Genomic DNA, 19964 nt, shown 5'->3' on the forward strand with positions numbered 1-19964 from the left:
ACAATGCATTATCTCAAGCGATATATCGCGCCGCGGTTCGCCCGGTTGGCGCCACCGGTGGCGTTGTCCGTCATGACCGCATGGGTGTTGAGCGCATGCTCGATGGCGCCACATTATGAGAAACCGTCGATCGGCACGCCAACGGCATTCAAGGAGTCTGCCGCGCAGGTGTCCGATGCGTCTGACACCGATACGACGCCGGAAGTGTCGGACCCAGGCGCGAGAACACAGTGGAAGGTTGCGGCGCCGTCGGATCAATTGCCACGCGGTGAATGGTGGCGTATCTTCGGCGACACGACATTGGACGGCCTGGAGTCGCGTGCCGTATCGGCAAGCCCAACCTTGCAAGCCGCGTTTGCCCGGGTCAACGAATCCCGCGCGACGCGTGACACCGCTCGCGCGGGCCTGTTCCCGTCGCTGGGCGCGGGCTTTGGTCCCACGCGAGAAAAGGTGTCCGGGGCGTCGCAGTTGTTGTCGGACAATGCCACCGTACCGTCGCAGACACTGTGGCGTGCCCAAGCCACTGCATCGTATGAGGTCGATTTGTTCGGCCACGTTTCCGATAGTGTACGGGCAGCCCGTGCCGACGCGGAGCAAAGCGATGCCCTGTATCGATCGGTGTTGCTTACGCTCCAGGCCGACGTCGCGCAACAGTATTTTGCCTTACGGTCGCTGGATGCTGATCGTGACGTCCTGCGGCGTACGATCACGTTGCGCAAGCAGGCACTGGATTTGGTCCAGCGACGATTTGCCGAAGGCGATATCAGCGAGTTGGAAGTGGCCCGTGCGCGCAGCGAACTTGCCAGCGCGCAGTCCGATGCGATGACGGTGGAAAGGCAGCGCGCCAGCGCCGAGCACAAGCTGGCGGTGCTGGTGGGCAGTACGCCGGAATCGTTCACCATGCCGGACAGTCCATTGCAGGCGGTGCATGTGATCGTACCGGCGGGATTGCCCTCTTCATTGCTAGAACGCAGGCCGGATATCGCCGCGGCGGAACGGGCGATGGCGGCCGCGAACGCGCGCATTGGCGTAGCGAAAGCGGCGTATTTTCCTTCGTTGTCGCTCACTGGCACGGCGGGCTTCGAAGCGGCGACGTTGGGAGATTTGTTCAAGTGGTCGAGCCGTGCCTTTGTCCTCGGACCACTCACTGGTACCGCGTTGACCTTGCCGATATTCGACGGCGGTCGTCGCCGCGCGCAGTTGGCGCAGTCCCGTGCCCGCTTTGACGAACAAGCGGCGAACTATCGATCTCAGGTCCTCAATGCGTTTCAGGAAGTAGAGGACAGCCTCTCTGATTTGCGGATCTTGCGTACCCAGCGCGACACCGTGGCGGTTGCCGTGCAGGCGTCGGCGCGCGCGGCGTCCCTGTCTCGCCGGCAGTATGCGGAGGGGGAGGTCGACTATCTGAGCGTGATCGATTCTGAGCGCACTGCCTTGCAGTCGGAGCGGACCGCGACGCAACTGGCAGGGGTACAGGCGGCCGCGACGGTGGCATTGATCCGCGCATTGGGCGGCGGTTGGGGAGCGGTGGCGGGTGTAGGTTCCGCCCCCCGGATGTAACGCGCGGTCAGCTCGTCGGCGCGCCGATCTGGCGTGCGAATCGGCGCGACATGTAGTAGACCAGGGCTACGCCGAACAACGCGACCAAGCCGCCGCCGAAGCCGATATATCGCATGCCGACGTGGGCCGCGACCACGCTACCCAACAAGGCGCCGCCGCCAATGCCGACGTTGTAGATGCCTGAGAACATCGCCATTGCTACATCCGTGGCATCGCGTGCGAGCGTCAAAACCTTGGCCTGCAATGACAAGCCGAAGCACATGATGGCAATGCCCCATAACACGCTCAACCCTTCCAGCAGATAAGGGTTGCCGGAGAACGGCAACAGCAGCATCAGGCTGATCGTGATCACGACAATCGCGCCGATCAACAATGCAAACGGGAATTTCCCGCTCAGTCGATTAAAAAGGAAAGAACCGATGACACCCGAACCGCCGAACAACAAAAGCAAGGCCGTGACCATCGGGCCGCTCAACTGCGCCACGTCGTGCGCGAACGGTTCGATATAGCTATATCCGGTGAAGTGTGCCGTCACGACAAGCGCGGTCAGCGCATACACGCACAGCAGCGCCGGTCGCTTGAACAAGATTGGCAGACTACTCAGCGAGCCGGCATTTTCGCTCGGCAGCAACGGCAGTGCGCGAGCAAGTTGGTACGCGGCCACTGCCGCCACCGCGGCAATCGCGAGGAAGGTGTAACGCCACCCCACCAATTCACCGAGCATCCGGCCCAGCGGTATACCCAGCACCATTGCCAGACACGTACCGGTGGACAGCAGGCTGAGCGCCTGGACATGCTTGCCTGGCGGTGCAACCCGGACCGCTAACGATGCCGTGATCGACCAGAAAATTGCGTGCGCAAATGCGATCCCCACGCGGCTCAGTTCGAGCACATGGAAACTCCATGCAAAACCAGAGACGACATGGCTGACGATAAAGACGACAAATAACGCGATCAGCAGCTTGCGGCGCTCGACTGATCGCGTCAATAACATCATCGGCAATGACAGCAGGGCGACGACCCAGGCATACACGGTGAGGATCAGTCCCACGGCCGAAGGCGGCATGTCGAACGACGCACCGATATCGCTCAGCAGCGCGACCGGCACGAATTCCGTGGTGTTGAAAATAAATGCGGCCAGAGCCAGTGCAATGACACCGCGCCAGTTATCGGTCGGGTCTTTCGGCGCGTCGGATGCAGGCAAATCCATCGGTCAATCTCGGGGCAGGAAAAAGTGGGTAACTGCCCATATGCAGCCATGAGGAGCGTGCACGCAGCGTGGCGATCGGCGATACGGCGTGATGCGCTGCAATATGGGCAGCAGTCGAGTGTACGCCCGCCCCGAGGCGGGAGACAACTGCTTCTCGCGAATGTAATCGCATACAGATACGACCGTTACAAATAGTCGTATTTCGGCGTATGGAAGAATCAATTTGCGTTGGCAAAAACACGACATCGATTGCTTCATCAATTCATTGCTAAAGCGTAAAAAGCGCAGCGGGTGCGACGTTCAGTTGAAAAAATGTCTCGATGGGGGCACGGCGTGCCAACAGAACTGCTGCCCGTATGACTGGCGCGCTGGCGATTGCCAATACCGGTAAAGCCTCGTCGTCGTCGCCCGCCTGATCGCTATCGTCTTTCATTACCGTGGCGAGCCAGATTGTCACGCGTCGACAGACCGCATTGAAAGATTCACCGCCAGGCGGTGCGAAAAACGGATCACGGGTCCATGCCTGTAAAGCGACTGGGTTGTCCAGACCGATTTGCAATGCGCTCGCGCCTGCCCAACTGCCATGATGCGGTGTGGCCAAGCCCGTGTCGAGGGTGATCTGGTCCGACGCGAAGCCGAGGCCGTAGGCAGACGCGACGGCAATGCGCGATGGCGCGCAACAAACCCGTACGTAAGTGTCAGTCAACGCGACAAAGTTCCTGCTTGTCCGCGTTGCCGTCAACTCTTCGATGGCGCGCTGGTCTAGGGCGTCGCCCGCGCTCCCCGTGCGAAGCGCGAGCAGGGCCGCGGCTTCGTTGTCACGCTCGGGGAACGCACCTTTACGCATTGCGGGTGTTGACGCGTGCGCCATCATAAGAATTGCGCGTGCCATTTCCGTTGCTCCCTATGCGTCCCTCGTCGCGTATCGGATTGCGGCGCGCGTTGCACGTTCATCGACGCGCGCTGTTCGTGCGGGCGTGCCGGAATGAGAGTGCACGCCTGGCGGCCTGCAAACACGCCCATGCCGTAGAATACGCGAATCGGGGAGCGGAAGCCGGTGGGAATCCGGCGCGGTCGCGCCACTGTATCCGGACCACATGCCACGGCGCATTATGTTTCGGTAGCCAGACCTGCCCCTGTAGTACGGTCGTTTCCTAAAACGCGGCCGCTTTTATCTTCGCCACGGGCGCACGACCCTAGGAGAAATACAATGCATGACCATGCTCTTTCCCAGCCGGTGGACGCCGGCGCCGCACCTGCCGCGATTCCCTTGCGCGACCTGCTGCCCTGGATCGTCTTCGGCGGCCTGCTGATGTTGATCGCTATCTATTTTGTGGGGGCGGAGGAGGGCGCGACATCGCTGATTCCAGGCATGTACGTCCATGAATTTGTCCACGATGCCCGACATTTGCTCGGTTTCCCTTGTCATTGAGCGAAGGCGGTCATCATGGTAGGTCGTCTTTTGATTCGCGGCATGGTTGCGGGAATTGCCGCAGGACTGCTCGCATTCGGGCTTGGCAAGATCGTCGGGGAGCCCCAGGTGAACCGCGCCATTGCGTTCGAGTCGGCAGAGCATGCGCATGACGGTGATCACGAGGAAGAACTCATTAGTCGCCATGTTCAGTCCGGACTGGGCTTGGCATCCGGCGTGCTGGTTTTTGGGACAGCGGTAGGTGGCTTGTTTTCGCTGACCTTTGCCTTCTGTTACGGTCGTGTAAAGGGCCAGTCGCCGCGCGCATTGTCGGCGTGGCTGGCGGTAGGGGCCTTCGTCTCTCTCGTCATCGTGCCGACGCTGAAGTATCCGGCGAACCCGCCCTCGATTGGCGATCCGGAAACCATCGGTTTTCGCACCGGGCTCTTTTTCCTCATGCTCGCCATCTCGGTTGTCGCGATGGTTTTTGCGTTGAGCGTGCGTCGTGCCGCGGTGGCACGATGGGGTGACTGGAATGGATCGATTGTCGCGGGTGCACTGTATTGTGCGATCATCGTGGCGGTGCAGGGAGGCCTGCCAACCATCAACGAGGTGCCGGCGACGTTTCCGGCATCGACGTTGTGGCAATTCCGCGTTGCATCGATCGGCATGCAGGCGGTGGTCTGGACCACGTTGGGTCTGTTGTTCGGCATTCTGGCCGAGCGTGTGATTCAGCATCGAAACGGTCCACTCCCGGCTGGTATGCGTGCCTGACACGATGCGCGGGTATCAGATCTTTGTCGAGCATGGGCAATGGTGAATCCGCAATGGTTGAAGACCTTCGCGCTGTTGGCGAAGCTAGGCAACTTTACGCGTACCGCGGAAAAGCTCGGACTGACGCAGGCGGCGGTAAGCCAGCATCTCAGGCATCTGGAAGCGGAGTATGGCGCGCTGTTGATCCGCAAGCCGCGCCGCATCGAGTTGACCGCCACGGGCCGCGCGCTTCTGGATTATTACGATGAAATCAATCGCGCGGACCATCGCCTGCAGCAACGCATCGCCGATGCCGATGAAGAAGACGGTGACATCACCCTGATGACGCCAGGGAGTGTCGGTCTGGTGTTGTACCCGCTGCTGCTGGATCTACAGGAAGCGCGCCCGGGGCTGACCGTACGGCATCGATTTGCGTCCGATCGAGAGACGCTGGAGGCAGTGTTGCAAAGCCAATGCGAGATTGGCCTCGTGACGTCCCGACCGGATCATACGCAGATCGAGGCCCGCTATTTCGCGCAGGAGCCACTTGAACTGGTGGTGCCCGCAAAGGCGGATATAGGAAGTTGGCAGGACCTGGCGGAACTCGGCTTTATCGATCACCCAGATGGCCAGGCGATGGCGCAGCGCCTGCTGAGCCGACAGTTCAGCGAAGCGTCGCATGTCGCCAACTTACGGCGTGTGGGCTTTGTCAATCAGATGGCATTGATCCTCGAACCGGTTGCCCGTGGCCTGGGGTTTACGGTGATCCCTCGCTATGCACGACAAGCGTTTGCCGATCAGTCACGTATTCGCGTGATGACAGCACCCGTAGCGGTGATCGATACACTATGGTTGATACATCGTGCGGAATGGTCGGTGTCGCGCCGCGCTACGCACGCCATCGACTATCTACAACAGCGCCTGGGCGAGCATCCGCTCTGAAATCGGCGTTCTCGCGACGAATAGGATGATGCCGACGAAGCGCGGCATGATCAATACCTGCTTCAAATTCAAATCGTCGCGCAACCAGCGTATTGAAAGCCTCGCGACGAGGCGGCCTTCCGCAGGCGCCGCTCGACCTGGCGTCGTCAACGGGCCGGGCAGACCCCTGCCATGCTCGGCGCGGTCGCGAATAGTGCCGTGGCCACCATCTTATCTTTTGGTAATGGGGGCGCTTTTAACACGCTCGCATGTGAGTTGATCGCCACAACTCGGCCGGTTTCATCGGTTGGGCTCAATACGACTGCGTTCGAAAGCGAAAGAACTAACAAGCGGCCCGAGCGTCTTTGAGTGAAAACCCCGAGTTAGAAGTGTTGAAGATTTTCGCTTTTTCACTTCAGCAACTTTCCGCCATAACGTTAATGCGGATACGGCTGCTGTATCGAGGCTAACTCCATCAAGGGGACTTACGATGTTAAGAAATTTCCGGATCAGCACCAGGCTGTTTATCGGCTTTGCCTTGACGCTACTGTTGACCGTTAGTTTGGGTGTCACGGCAATAATCGAGGCGGGAAAAATTCGTAATGCGGTGAATGACATTACGTCCAGATGGTTGCCTGGCGTGCAAATACTGGGAGAAATGGAGGCAAAGGCGAACGAGGTCCGACGTTCCTCGTTGAGAGGGATTATGGAATCCGATCGCGAAAAAAAAGCCATCCAGGTTGAGCAAAATAAGGCCTCCCTGAAGAGTTACAACGAGGCTTTCGTACTCTACAAATCGCACGTCAATTCTCCAGCAGAGCGGGCAATTGCCGATAAGATCGAATCGGCCTGGCAGGCTTATTTGGTATTCAACGCTCAAACGCTTGAACTTGCAAGCGCTGGCGAGAGCCGCCTTGATGAGGCAAGAACCCTAAGCGTTGGTAGCGCAGCAGGCAGTTTTAAAGATGCAATGGCCGTCATCCGGGAAGCTATCGAGGTGGATCGTCGCGGGGCGGACGCCGCTGCCACCGCGGCGGACCATAGCTACGTCGCTGCAGTGAACATTACGGCAAGCGTGATTGTTGTAAGTGTCGTTTTGTCGATCGTCATTGCAAAGATCATCTCTCGGTCTGTTACCGCACCCCTTGCCAAGGCGGTGCAAATTGCGAGCACCGTCGCAACGGGCGATCTGACGGCTGAGATCCGTAGTGAAGGACGTGACGAAATAAGTGGTCTGCTGGATACCCTCGGGTCGATGACAACGAGCCTGCGGGAGATAATCGGTAATGTCCGAGCGAGCAGCGAAAGCATCGCGCTTGGTGCCTCTCAAATTGCTGCCGGAAATGCGGATCTCAGTCAGCGTACAGAAGAACAGGCTGCTTCGCTTGGACAAACAGCATCCAGCATGGAAGAAATAACCGCGACGGTAAAACAGAACGCGGAAAACGCCACGCAAGGTAATCTTCTGGCGCTTAGCGCAGCGGAAGTTGCTCGGCGAGGAGGGGATGTCGTCAAGGAAGTTATTGAGAAAATGGAAAATATTTCGCAAAGCTCGCTACGTATTTCCGACATTATTACGGTCATCGAGGGGATTGCGTTTCAAACAAATATCCTTGCGTTAAATGCGGCGGTTGAAGCCGCCCGGGCCGGTGAGCAGGGTCGGGGATTCGCGGTCGTCGCAGGCGAAGTTCGTTCACTGGCACAACGCAGCGCGGGTGCGGCAAAAGAGATCACCGAATTGATCAAAGAGTCGGTAAAGCAAGTGGAAGAAGGCTCGGTGCTGGTCCACCGTGCCGGCAGTACGATGGAGGAAGTGGTGCATTCCGTGAATAAGGTAACGGATATCGTGAACGAGATCAGCGTGGCTTCGAAGGAACAACATAACGGCATTGAGCAAGTCAACATCGCTGTTTCGCAAATGGATGAGGTCACGCAACAAAACGCGGCGCTAGTTGAAGAAGCCTCGGCAGCAGCCGGGTCCATGGCGACGCAATCGGTATCGCTAAAAGAGCTTGTTACCAAATTCAGACTTGTTTAACGTGCCTTGATGCGCGAGTCATGACACTCATTACTTGATGGAATGACGTCATGGAGAGCAGTATTGGGCGCAGTGCTGGCTTCGGCATGCTGTGCCCAACGTGGTTAAGACCAATTTTTCTCATACACATTGACAGCGTGATCCTGTGCGAAGGATCGACATTTCTGATGTCATGGCTAATGGATTACACCACGATAGCTGGTTGCTGTCAGCAAGCACTGGATAACCCGTTACCTATGAAGATCCAAACATATAGGACACCTGTAAAAATCGCGGGGGTATCGGTCGTGGACGCAGAATCTAAGCATAACGTCAAGTCGTCAGAGTGGGAAGACAGCCGACAAAATCTGGAGGGTCTATCGCGTCACGCGCTCATGGCGGTCGACTACCTGAATGTTCTGCTCGAACGACGCATTGCAGAACACGTCAGGAATCTTGAGCTTGAGCGGCTCGACTGGCGTCAACGGCGTAAAACCGGCGGCCTTCGCTAAGCGTCGTAACGTAAGCGCAAGCAGCCTCTTGCGGGTACTGTCACACAGTCTGCGGTGGGCATAAAAATGCCGGAATATGCTCTATCGATCAGGAGAGAGACATGAGCAGTAAGTACGATGACCACTATCTGGACGAGTGCGATCTCATATGCATCTTCGAAGTCATTGATTGTGCATACCTAGTGAACTGGGATAGTTGTGACAACTACGCGGAGTGTCAATGCGAATGCAAATTGGATCCGATGAATGCTTCCGAGAAGACGCAGGTCTTGTCGCTGTCGGAAGCACTGTCACGTCTTCGCGTTATCGAGGAGATATGCCACGAACGGTTATCGCCGAATGAACGTAAAGTCCTCTCCGATATTTGCAACACGATCCAATTTGCCGAGATGGAGGAGCGGTGGCGCGAGTTGCATTACTGCCATACCCCTTAAAGTAACGTATCAAATGACGTCCCTGGGCAGGGTGTCGGAACACTTGCGCGGCCGTTCGTTCAGTCCAGGTAGCGCCGATATCGCCTATTGCGCCGGTTCGAACGCGACACAGGTATGAGGTGGGGTAAGCCGTAACGTTAGCGTGGCCAGCGCTTGCTTTTCATCCAGGCCCATCCGCCATAAGCGGCTGCCGCAAAGCCGCCGGCTGCGCCCACGAGCAATCCGCATCGTGCGCCGAAATGGTCTGCGACCCAACCGACGGTGGGGGCACCTAGCGGTGTGCAGCCCAATGCGACGGCCATTCGAATGGCCATCACGCGACCGCGCATCGCCGGTTCCGTCGATAACTGCATAAGGCTGGAACTACTGTTCGTTACCGTTAGCGCGGCGACTCCAATCAGCACCAATGCCGCGGCGAAATACCATTCGTTCGAAGCTGCTGCTGCTGCGGTGCAGCCGACCCCGAACACCAGCGAGCCGATCATGACGATACGAAAACGCGGCAGCGCACGCTTTGCGCCTAAAAAGGCGCCACTGACCGTGCCGGCCGCCATCGCCGAGGAAAGCATTCCGTAGTGACCCGCATCAAGGTGGAAGACGCTGACTGCCATCGTCGAAATGAACAGCGCAAAGTTCAACCCGAACGTGCCCACGAAGAACAGCATGATCAACACAGTCTTCAAATCGTCGCGCGACCATACATAACGAAAGCCCGCGACAAGGCTGCCTTTCCCGCGCTTTGCACGTTCCTGTAGATGCAGATCCGAGATTCGAAGGCTATACAGTGAATACAGTACGGCAATAAAAGACACACCATTTAGCAAGAAAGCCCAACCGGTGCCCACGGCGGCAATGAGCGCACCGGCGGCGGCCGGTCCGATCATGCGTGCCGCGTTGAACGAAGTCGCGTTTAGCGCAACCGCGTTAGGAAGATCCTTGTCTCCAACAAGCGCGGAGACGAATACCTGCCGCACGGGGGCGTCGAACGCGGTCGTGCAGCCGAACAGCAGCGCGAAGACATTTACCTCCCAAAGCCGCACCACGCCGGTGACGGTCAGCAGCCCCAGCAGCAATGCCAGTACGCCCATTGTTGATTGGGTGAGCATTAGCAACTTGCGTTGGTCCATGTGATCGGCCGCATAGCCGGTCAACGGCAACAGCGCCATTTGCGGACCGAATTGCAACGCCATGACTACGCCTACCGCGGACGCGTTGTGATGGGTGAGTTGCGTCAACACCAGCCAATCCTGTGCGGTGCGCTGCATCCAGGTACCGATATTCGAGACAAACGCGCCCGCGGCCCATACGCGGTAGTTTCGGTTGGAAAGCGAACGAAACGCGCTGGTGGACGAGCTAGTCATGCGTGCGAGTGTGCCGGGTGCCGTGGCAAGACATGATGCGATCCAATCATGGTCAGGTTCCGCTGGAACGATGTTCAACGAGACGGCGTATCAATTCGACCGCGTCGGCCAATTGCCGTTGTTCGTCGATCGACAGCGCTTCCTGTATCTGTCGGAAAAGCCAGTCTTGTCGGGTCGCGCGACCGGATTGCATACGCTGGCGGCACGCATCCGTCAGGGTGAGCAGGGTTTGCCGGCCGTCGTTCGGATCCGGACGGCGGCTGACTTGTCCAGCCGCTTCGAGCGCCGTGATGACCTCGCCCATCGATTGCGAGCGGATACCGACATTGCGCGCCAGCTGCGACAGCGGAATGGGTTCGTCCTTTTCCAGACGAAGCAGCACTGTTTTTTGAGACGGCGTGAAGTCGCCAGGGTCAGCCTGTTCCCTGAGCCGCCGCTTCAACTTTCCGGTAAGGGTGCGCACATCCTCGGCCAGGCGGAATGCGAAGGCGTCGGGTGAGGAAGGCGGAATGTCCATATCCGCACTTTAGCATATCGGAAGGTAACCTGTGAAGGTTGCCTTCGCAAAGCGTGGTTTGCGGGGCACTGTCACGTTATTGAGCGATGCGCGGGAAGACGGTATTTCACTGCCTGCTTTCAAAACGCGGACGAATTTCGAACAGTGGTCGCAAAACGCCACTTTTTTGCTTCACACTCACCAATGTGACAATGCCCCGATTTGATGCGACGGTCGACTCGCGAAATTGGGCGGTCCGGTCTGGTCATAGCGCCGACAGCACTTATGGTGCTGTCCGTGAATCAGAACTGTTTCGTTACGCCCGCATAGACCGCACGATATGGTCCGTATTGCGGTGCGCCCACGCCGATGCCTGATCCGTCGCGCAACTCGTACATGCGCCCAAACGCGTTTTCCAACGAGACGCTGACACTGAACTTCCCAAGCAAAGGTTCGTCGAACTTCTGCGTCACGCCCAAATTAAAGGTGGCATACAGCGACAACTTATCTGTATTCGCAAAACCACTGCGTAATCCGCTCCCGACGGTGCCATCCGCCGAAATGGTCGTTTGGTGCCATTTGTACGCGCCGCCCATCGATGCCGTGACGCGTTGGTCGTGGTCGAGAAACACCCAGTGGTTCGAAATGAAGTTCAACTCGTCCTGGCCGAAATTGAACTGTGCCGAGTTGACGTTTTCGCCCTGGGCACGACTAAACGCAAGATTGAAATAACCACTCAGGTTCTCGCGCTTGTAATTTGCCGTGAACTCCACGCCATAAACGCGCCCTTTCTCGTAGTTGAACGGCGTATAGATCAGTGCTGTGCCAAATTGCCCTTCATCGAGCAATTCCTTGGCGCGCTTATAATAAGCATCGAGGCCGATGGTGACAGTCGAACTGAGTTTTTGCGTGACGCCAATATCGTAGTAGTCACTACGCTCCGGCATGACAGGACTATCTTGCGTGACCTCGCTGGCGTTTGTCGTACCCGCAAAGCGGTTAATCGTACTACCCGACACCAGTTCGAACGACGGCGGCGTAAAGTACCGCGCATAGCCGGCGTGAATCGTTGTTGTTGGCGTGAGCTTGAATACGGCGCCTACCCGTGGGCTCAACTGGCTCGCATTGACATATTCGTTCATGCCGTCATACCGTAAGCCGTAATTCAGCGTGAGGCGATTGGTAACAGCCCACTCATCTTGTACATAGGCACTCCAGAAATATCCCGTCTTGCTGCTCGCATCGGCTATCGAGGTCGGTACATCGGACGTTTGGTTGCCATCCGCGTCGGTGGGAAATACGCTGACGGTATCACGGAACTGCGCATGCTCCTGCTGAAAAAGGGTTCCAAAGCGCAGCGTATGTTTGGCGTTCAGGCGGTAAGTGAAATCGGTTTGCAAGCCATTCGTCGTGTCGTTATGAAAGTCGTCTGATGCCACGCCGTTGAACATCAGATCTCCCGCAACGTCGGGCGTGAAGTGGGTGCGCGTATAGCGGGTGAACAGCGAAACCTGGTAATCCAATTGGGCGCCGATGCTGCCCTGCAGGGATACGGCTGCGAAATTATTCAATTCCGACTGATTGTCATCCAGCGTCGACGAATCGAAACCGTCATGGCCGGCCAGCGCATAGCTTGTGGCCAGCCCTGGCGTATTCGGTATTTGGAATTGATTGCTCGTGCTGCCGAACAACACGCTGATACGTGTGTCCGAGTTGATCACATATGACATATAGCCGAAGCCATCGCCCTGGCGGGTATGGTCGTGCAGCGGAGACCCCGATGCAGTCGGCGATTCGATACCCAAATTGTTCTCTCCTAGAGAACCCGTAAAGAAATAGCTGAAAGGTCCCTTACTGCCGTAGACATCCGCGCTGGTCTTGAGCGTCTGGTGACTTCCGCCAAACATGCTGACGGCGCCTCCACCACTATCTTCACCGGATTTCGTCGTAATGTCGATGATGCCAGCCGTACGATAGCCATATTGTGCTGGCAGCGCGCCTGTCAAAAGATTGACCTGGTCGATAATCCGTGTGTCCAGTGACTGACCGAACCCGGAAATTGCCTCGGGGATGATGACGCCATTGATGCGATACTGCAGGTCCGCGTGATCGCCGCGTACGTGCAACTGGCCATAAGAATCGTTTGCGACGCCAGGTGCCTGCAATAGCACTTTGTTCAACGGGTTATCGGCGCCTTGCGGCAAATTATCGATATCGTCGCTGGTGATGCGATAAACCGAGCTGCCCGCCTCTGGCGACAAACCATTGCGGGTCGTGTCGAGCCTTTTCGCCGTGACTGCCACGCTCGATTGCGCTGCGTCCGTGCTTCCGATCAACGGCGCGACAGCATCCGACGCCGAAGCGGCAGGAGGTGGTGTCGTTTGTGCAAAGACAGTATTGGATAGGATAACGTACGAAAAAATCGAATAAGAAAGCGCGCGCTTCTTTTTGGAATGCATTATGGCCGGCTCAGAAAAAGTCAAAGGTACGTTGCTTGATAAACGTAATGTTATATCGTTTCAAAAATTAGATAGAAATATTACTGTATTTATTTTTCAGTAATCTAATCGAATGATATAAGTTCAACGAAATAAGAGGCAAACACTACATTCTGCTTTCTAAGCGTTGTATGTACGCGCTACTTTGTTGCCATCCATCGATGATATTTCGAAAACCTTTCGCTGGCGGAGGGTTGCTTCGCGTGATGGTGTCAACCACGCTGCGCTAGCCCTCAAAGCCGGCATATGCCGTACCACAGCATACCGCCCCCGCACATTGCTTTCTGAATTACGCCGTGCGGCAACTGGCCCGACACTAGGGGCCAGGGGTCTTGGGTGCGCTTATAGTGTATGTCGCAATCGATTCCAGACACTCGAAGAAACACGAGATATGTCTCATCGACTTTGTTCACGCTTCCGATGTTGTACAGATTTTTTTTACGTTCTGTAATTCACTTCTAAGTGCTACCGCCCGGTCTTTGCCTATCAGATTCTCAAAAGCTTGCTGCGCTGCCTTCCACAGCTGGGCTGCCTCTTTCACCTTTATTTGTCCAGCGGGCGTCAATGTGAGAATCATCGCTCTCCCGCTCGTCGGCAATTGATTTAAAACCCACCCTGACTGTTGTAATGGTTTAAGCGCCCGGACGAGCGTTGTTCGTTCCATGACCATGAACTCCGCCAGTTGCACAATCGTCAATGTCTTCGCGGATGCCAGGCTAACCAAAATCGAAAATTGCGAGGACGACAAGCCAGAAGGAGCAAGATGCTCGTCGAAAAGTCTGGACAGATATCGTGCACTTTGCCTACTGGCCAAGCAATAGCAAAGACTGGGGCCGTGCGGAGGTTTCATTCCCGGACAGATATTTCAAGTGGTGGCACGTTGCATCGGTGTAATTGCACAATGAAGTGTAGCAGAACCGATAGCACTCGACGAGGTATGCCTAAGACAATGCGTCACTTGACAACTGTGCAATTGCACACATAAACTCCGCCAAGTGCTTCGGGGTTTGTTCTAATCGGTTCGTCAAGGTTCTCGCGAAGCCCTGGGCGAACTTCCTACCGTTACAGTGCGGAGAAAATTGATGGAACTGAAAGGATCTGTTGTATTCGTGACTGGCGCATCACGAGGCCTGGGGCTGGCATTTGCAAAAGCGGCGGTTGCGCGCGGAGCGTCGAAGGTCTACGCCGGCGTGCGAAACCCGGAGAATGTCACTATCCCCGGCGTGACCGCAGTGAGGCTCGATGTCACGAACCCGGCGTCCGTCAAGGCAGCTGTCGAATTGGCATCGGACACGACGATTCTCGTGAACAATGCCGGGATCGCTCGCGTGATGCAATCCGCACTCGATGAAAACGCCATTGACGTTGCACGAGAAATCTTCGAAACGAATTACTTTGGCGTCGTGCATGTATCGCAAGCGTTTGCGCCCGTTTTGTTGCGCAATGGCGGCGGAGCGATTATCAACGTTCTATCCAGCGTAACGTGGTTCAGCATTCCACTTCTGGCGGCCTACGCCGCGTCAAAGTCGGCGGCGTGGAGCTTCACCAATGCGCTCAGGCTTTCGGTGAGTGGCAATGGTACGCAGGTCATTGGATTGCATGTGGGCTTCATGGACACGGACCTGACCAAAGGTCTGGATGTGCCGAAGTCCGATCCGTTACAAGTCGCGCATCTGGCGTTCGACGGTGTTGAAGCCGAAGTCAGCGAAGTATTGGCGGACGACGAGTCGCGAGAGGTAAAGCAGAGTTTGAGCACCGCGCATCCCGCATATTTTCATCCACCTTTACCGCAGTAAGCGTTAGCAGCTGGCGCATAGGGCGAGTGGTCAGCCTGCCGCCTTCTCGCTGGTCCATGTCTGTTTTGCACCAGCGAATCAAGCATTCAGCCGTGGCAGATCGGATTAAAGGAGTCAAAGATGTCGGGTGGTGACGTAAATAAGGGCATAGACGTAGCGCTGTTTGCACCGCGTCCGGGAACCCCGAATCAAGTTCTGGCGATCGTGTGTGCGGGGATGATTCTTGCAAACCTAGATTTGTTCATTGTAAATGTAGGATTGCCAAGTATATCGCAGGAACTTCACGAAGAAAAATTGGACAACCTGTCGTGGATCTTGAATGCTTATACGGTGACATATGCATCGCTCCTGGTGTTCTTCGGCCGTGCGGCTGAGCGATACCGACGAGATGTGACTTTCCTCTTAGGCGTTGGGCTCTTCACCGTTGCGTCCGCGGCGTGTGCGGCTGCGGGATCTGTCGAGATGCTGGCTGGTTTCAGAATCATCCAGGCGGCGGCCGCGGCCCTGATGACGCCAACGTCGTTGGGGCTCTTGCTGGCGACGTTTCCCCCGGAGAAGCGTGGCGCCGCCGTGCGGACATGGACCGCGATCGGTGGGGTTGCCGCTGCCTTGGGGCCGCTCGTTGGCGGACTTCTTGTTGTGATCAGCTGGCGTTGGATATTCCTGGTCAATGTCCCGATCGGCATAGTAGCGCTGGCGTTAGGATGGTGGAGATTGCCCCCTATACCAGGACATCATGCACGCAAGCCCGATGCGCTTTCTGCTTTCTTGGTGACGGTTGGAATCGCGTGCCTGACTTTCGCGATTGTCAAAGTCAACGACTGGGGATGGCGCGCTGTCTCGGTGCAAATCAACTTCTACTTATCCGTCCTGCTGTTAGGGGGATTCGTTTTCCGTTGTTTCACAACGAGCAACCCTTTGATCGAACCGGGTCTTTTCAAAAATCGCGCGTTCGCTGGCGCGTCTCTTGTCATGGCGCCTTTCTCAGCCGCTTTCGGCGCGCTTCTGCTGTCTGTCGTTTTATGGGAGCAACTGACGTGGAAGTGGTCTGCCTTGATGATCGGTGCGACCATGGCCCCGGGGCCGCTACTCGTCCCGGTGGTGTCATTGCTGTTTTCCAAGCACCTTATCCAGCGGTTTGGCGCTTCCAACGTCATCATCGCAGGAACGACAAGCTTCGCATTGGGGCTTATTTGGTGGTCGTGCGTACCTGGCACTCAGCCCGAGATATGGATCGCCGTTGCTGGAATGATTCCAATCGGCGTTGGCGTTGGGCTCACATTGCCGACACTGATGGGCGTGGGTACTTCCTCTTTGCCTGCAACGGCCTTCTCCACGGGTTCCGCGGCGATCAACATGATAAGGCAGGCAGCCATTGCCATCGGCGTTGCCGTGCTCGTCGCCTTGGTAGGCGCCCACGCGAACCCGATCGATTCGTTCAAGTTTGCTTGGCGAGTCATGGCTCTGATTACCATGATGGGTGTCATTCCCACGCTGCTGCTGATTCGCCGTAGTCGCACTCCTTGAGTGCGTAGGCCTCCGTCACGACGGCGCTCGCGTGTCACTATCGCCGACGCTATCTACGTTTTTGCAACGCAACGCAAGTCTCTTGATACGCATGGACGTCTAGTAAAATCCCTATCGGAACATAAGATGTTGATGAGCGGATGGTTCGGATATTGCGGAAAGCCGACAGCGTACCGATAGCCGAGCTGGCCAAGCGGCACAGGGTGCGCGAGGCGTCGATATACCGCTTGATGTAAGCGTTCTGGCGAGATGGTCAAGCGACGACCACGTGGTGCGCCGGCTTTCCGGCGAATATTTTCGATTTGGCTTGCGCCGAATTCGAACCATGCTTGGCCGCAAAGGTATTGTCGTGCGTAAGGAGCGCCGCGGTCGACTGCGACCGCAGACAGTACTGCATATTCCGCGACGGGTGTGTTGCGATGCAATAGTTCCGAAACCGTGTCGAAGTCGATATCGTGATTGACGACTGTTGCCAACATTACAACGAAGTTCGATCTTGCAGCACGTCACACGCGTATTGCCAGCCGTGCGAAGGCAATCCCAGCACCGCTGAGTGCCGCAGCGGCGGCGTGGCCTCAGGAAGCCGGGCAGAGGTCGGTCAGCGGATTAGCTGGTATCGCTTCTAGCCATGACCCTGCGCAGAGTTGCAGAAAACGCGAGATTACTACGTGGCGAGGCCGATTTATCAGGGTAAAAATCTAACGTCGGAACTATAAAGTTTGTGTCAATCGTGACGTTAGGTAAATATCATCGAATGTACTTAGGCCATTGTGTATCACTTGAAAGCCACTGCCGGGCTTGGGAATCATTTTGGTCGCATTCGTATGCGCGCGATGAACGTATCGGAATTTTTTTCCGGAATATCCTTTTTCTCCGGCAATCAGGCGACTACATCTCGTACCATCCGTGGTAAATCGGAATTTCCTACCGAAATAAAAATCGCCGATGTGGCACGGGCAATGCGCGATCTTAGATTGCTGGTGAACCTCACCGCATTGCATCCGAATGCCTTGCTTCTGAAGAATCCGCCAAGAGCAGACGGTAATGTCAGTGGTGCAGTCGGCAAAATTGTTGCTTACTGGCCCGGCGCGATTGCATTCCTGGACCTGCTTTACGCTCACATCAATGGTGATGTTGCCACCGCGACATTTTCCTTGATTCAGATTCCCACCGTGCTCCTGCAGAGCATTTTCAGGAAAGCTATAACAATATCAAAAGGCGAGATGCGGCCTAAATGGATGGGGTCGCTGAAGCTTTGAAGCCGACTATCCCAAGGGATGGGAGATATATGATGCATCACCATAAAATGTCCAATACGCGTTCAAAGGCATCGATTTCTCAAGAGCAACTCTTGGTAGATCCCGAGATTCATGGGTTGATAATCCGTGATTCGCCTAGTGCACTCGTCATCGCCACCGAAGAGCGAAGAATCGTCTTTGCCAACCCTGCATGCTATGAAATGCTGGGATATTTTCAAGGCGAGTTATTGGAAAAATCCACCCTGGATATCACGCACCCCGATGATCAAAATATAAGTGATGGTGCTGTCAAAAAATTGCTGAATGGTGAAGTAAATAATATTTGTTACGAGAAGCGCTATCTGAGAAAAAATGGTACTGCTGTCTGGGTTCAAATGAGTTTGAGCCTGTTAAGAACATCCAGGCGATTCTCGGCCTACTTCATAGGGCAATGTATCGATATTTCAGAAAACAAAGCCCGGGAGAACATGCTCTTTGAAGAAAAGGAATTGGCTCAGGTAACGCTGAACTCGATAGCTGATGGTGTCATTCGCACCAATGCAGAAGGAACCATCACGTTGTGCAACAAAGCGGCACTTCAGGTTCTGCATGAGCAGGAAGAGTCAATCGTAGGAAAGAAGTTTAATGAAATTGTTTCTGTAACCACGCAGGTGGAAGATCCTACTTTTAAAGAAAAGAGATATATCAAAAAAATACCGAATCTTCATTATATAAGAGTTAATAAGAAAAAAACCTTGCCTGCTTTTCTTTCCATGTCCTCCATCCGTAATATGGATCAGGAGATAGTGGGTAATGTTCTGGTCTTTCAGGATGCACGCGGCATCGTATCGCTTTCGGAAGAACTTGCCATTCAGGCCACCCATGATCATTTGACGGGTTTACCAAATCGATTGGCGCTTGAAAGTGAAGTAAAAAAGATTCTGAAAACACTGGATTTTGAGAAAAGCGGCAAAAGATATTTTGCCCTTTACATTGATCTTGATCGTTTCAAAAAAATAAATGATAGCTGCGGTCATTTGGCTGGAGATCGATTGTTAAAAAATATCAGTTTAATTCTTTTAAAGCTGGCGGAGCCGCAAGATTTCTTTTCTCGTATTGGTGGCGATGAGTTCTTGTTGATCACAAGTGGCATGGGGATTGATGAAATCAACGTGAAGGCGGAGAAAATATTGGCCGCTGTTCGTTTATATAAATTCCATTATGAGGGCGGCATTTATTCGGTTGGTGCTAGTATCGGCATCACGGAGTTTTTTCAGTTCAAATCGATGCAAGATATATTTTTCGAATCTGATTCCGCGTGCTACATTGCAAAAAAGACTGGGCGTTCGAATTTCAAATATTTTAACCCGAATAATAATGTTATTCTGGAATATAAAAATGATTTACATTGGCGTGAACGCGTAACCTCGGCACTTTACGATTTTGAGTCAAAGCAAAAAGATGAGTTTGAGCTATTTTTTCAGCCCATTGTCGATGCTCATAAGTCGATCGTAGGATCCGAGGCATTGATACGGCTACGATCGGTAAATGGTGATGTTATTCCTCCACATGATTTTCTACCAACAGCCGCGCGCATGGGGATGATGCCAAGCATCGATCGTTGGGTCTTGATGAATGCAATTTCGATCATCAAGAAACTGAGAGATAAAGATATATTGAAAGATGTTCTCGGTGAGTTCGTGGCTGTAAATATAAGTGCTGACTCGGTTGCTTCGTCCTATTTCCGCGATACCTTTTTGGCATATATCTCTTCCTGTCCCGATGGATTGCACCGAATTCGTATTGAAATAACGGAAACAGAGCACGGTTCGTGGGGCGAGGATGAGATTTCTTTTTTGAGACTTCTGCGTGATAAAGGTGTGCAGATAATTTTGGATGATTTCGGAGTTGCGTATAACTCTTTTGGCTTATTAAAGCGGTTGCCCCTTGATGGAATCAAGCTTGATCGAATTTTTATTTCTAATTTAGGTGACGATGTAATCAATTACAATCTTGTCGTTGCGATTGTAAATATAGCGAACAATCTGGGCTTAAGTGTCGTGGCCGAAGGTATCGAAGATGAAGCAACCTTCGATGATCTTAAAAAAATAGGATTGAAGATGTTTCAAGGTTTTGTTTTTCAAGAACCACGCCCGTTGCGAATGTAATCAAGACGTTGGCTCGCGCTTTTACTTGCACTGGACTGTGAAAGGCGCCAACAAGCGCCTGC

General features: G+C 54.9%; 17 protein-coding genes. 11 read left to right on the top strand and 6 right to left on the bottom strand.

What is annotated here, in order from left to right:
* Nucleotides 1-3: 3 nt before the first annotated feature.
* Nucleotides 4-1560: an efflux transporter outer membrane subunit gene (locus WM40_RS03335; protein WP_082102414.1), complete on the top strand. Its 1557-nt coding sequence runs from the start codon at nt 4-6 to the stop codon at nt 1558-1560.
* A gap of 7 nt (nt 1561-1567) precedes the next feature.
* Here the strand turns inward: WM40_RS03335 and WM40_RS03340 are convergent, their stop codons facing one another.
* Nucleotides 1568-2770 carry a sugar transporter gene (locus tag WM40_RS03340; protein ID WP_096335585.1) on the bottom strand — a complete coding sequence of 401 codons (1203 nt, stop codon included), beginning with the start codon at nt 2768-2770 and terminating at the stop codon, nt 1568-1570.
* 268 nt (nt 2771-3038) lie between these two features.
* On the bottom strand, nt 3039-3662 hold the full coding sequence (locus WM40_RS03345) for a histidine phosphatase family protein (protein ID WP_081765002.1): 624 nt from the start codon (nt 3660-3662) through the stop codon (nt 3039-3041).
* A 318-nt stretch (nt 3663-3980) separates the two neighbouring features.
* Here WM40_RS03345 and WM40_RS03350 point away from each other — a divergent pair, with 318 nt between their 5' ends.
* From WM40_RS03350 to WM40_RS03375, 6 genes are all read left to right on the top strand, one after another.
* Nucleotides 3981-4202, top strand: coding sequence for a CbtB domain-containing protein (locus tag WM40_RS03350; protein WP_046152119.1), 222 nt, complete (start codon nt 3981-3983; stop codon nt 4200-4202).
* Nucleotides 4203-4217: 15 nt separating this feature from the next.
* A complete protein-coding gene (locus WM40_RS03355; protein ID WP_046152120.1) occupies nt 4218-4955 on the top strand; it encodes a CbtA family protein in 738 nt (245 codons plus the stop codon).
* A gap of 39 nt (nt 4956-4994) precedes the next feature.
* Complete coding sequence (locus WM40_RS03360) at nt 4995-5876, top strand: LysR family transcriptional regulator (RefSeq protein ID WP_024904233.1); 882 nt, start codon at nt 4995-4997, stop codon at nt 5874-5876.
* 469 nt (nt 5877-6345) lie between these two features.
* Nucleotides 6346-7893 carry a methyl-accepting chemotaxis protein gene (locus tag WM40_RS32240; RefSeq protein WP_052738147.1) on the top strand — a complete coding sequence of 516 codons (1548 nt, stop codon included), beginning with the start codon at nt 6346-6348 and terminating at the stop codon, nt 7891-7893.
* A 50-nt stretch (nt 7894-7943) separates the two neighbouring features.
* Complete coding sequence (locus WM40_RS03370; protein ID WP_046152121.1) at nt 7944-8384, top strand: hypothetical protein; 441 nt, start codon at nt 7944-7946, stop codon at nt 8382-8384.
* 101 nt (nt 8385-8485) lie between these two features.
* Nucleotides 8486-8818: a hypothetical protein gene (locus WM40_RS03375; protein ID WP_024904236.1), complete on the top strand. Its 333-nt coding sequence runs from the start codon at nt 8486-8488 to the stop codon at nt 8816-8818.
* A gap of 137 nt (nt 8819-8955) precedes the next feature.
* Here the strand turns inward: WM40_RS03375 and WM40_RS03380 are convergent, their stop codons facing one another.
* The 4 genes from WM40_RS03380 to WM40_RS03395 all read right to left on the bottom strand — a co-directional run bounded on the left by WM40_RS03380 (nt 8956) and on the right by WM40_RS03395 (nt 14023).
* The gene (locus tag WM40_RS03380; RefSeq protein ID WP_046152199.1) at nt 8956-10179 is read right to left on the bottom strand and encodes an MFS transporter; all 1224 of its coding nucleotides are present in this window, start codon (nt 10177-10179) and stop codon (nt 8956-8958) included.
* 52 nt (nt 10180-10231) lie between these two features.
* Nucleotides 10232-10696: a MarR family winged helix-turn-helix transcriptional regulator gene (locus WM40_RS03385; protein WP_046152122.1), complete on the bottom strand. Its 465-nt coding sequence runs from the start codon at nt 10694-10696 to the stop codon at nt 10232-10234.
* 281 nt (nt 10697-10977) lie between these two features.
* Nucleotides 10978-13134 (bottom strand): TonB-dependent receptor, encoded by a 2157-nt coding sequence (locus tag WM40_RS03390; RefSeq protein WP_046152123.1) that lies wholly within the window; start codon nt 13132-13134, stop codon nt 10978-10980.
* Nucleotides 13135-13582: 448 nt separating this feature from the next.
* Nucleotides 13583-14023 (bottom strand): MarR family winged helix-turn-helix transcriptional regulator, encoded by a 441-nt coding sequence (locus WM40_RS03395; RefSeq protein ID WP_046152124.1) that lies wholly within the window; start codon nt 14021-14023, stop codon nt 13583-13585.
* Nucleotides 14024-14255: 232 nt separating this feature from the next.
* On the opposite strand from WM40_RS03395, the gene WM40_RS03400 reads away from it, so the two are divergent.
* The 4 genes from WM40_RS03400 to WM40_RS03420 all read left to right on the top strand — a co-directional run bounded on the left by WM40_RS03400 (nt 14256) and on the right by WM40_RS03420 (nt 19902).
* Nucleotides 14256-14969: an SDR family oxidoreductase gene (locus tag WM40_RS03400; protein WP_046152125.1), complete on the top strand. Its 714-nt coding sequence runs from the start codon at nt 14256-14258 to the stop codon at nt 14967-14969.
* Nucleotides 14970-15089: 120 nt separating this feature from the next.
* Nucleotides 15090-16496, top strand: a complete 1407-nt coding sequence (locus WM40_RS03405) for an MFS transporter (RefSeq protein WP_052738148.1) — start codon at nt 15090-15092, stop codon at nt 16494-16496.
* A 779-nt stretch (nt 16497-17275) separates the two neighbouring features.
* On the top strand, nt 17276-17755 hold the full coding sequence (locus tag WM40_RS03415; RefSeq protein ID WP_157685691.1) for a hypothetical protein: 480 nt from the start codon (nt 17276-17278) through the stop codon (nt 17753-17755).
* Between the two features lie 32 nt (nt 17756-17787).
* Nucleotides 17788-19902, top strand: a complete 2115-nt coding sequence (locus WM40_RS03420) for a sensor domain-containing protein (RefSeq protein ID WP_236693367.1) — start codon at nt 17788-17790, stop codon at nt 19900-19902.
* Nucleotides 19903-19964: the final 62 nt, after the last annotated feature.

This window comes from Robbsia andropogonis, assembly GCF_000970345.1.
Classification (GTDB): Bacteria; Pseudomonadota; Gammaproteobacteria; order Burkholderiales; family Burkholderiaceae; genus Robbsia; species Robbsia andropogonis.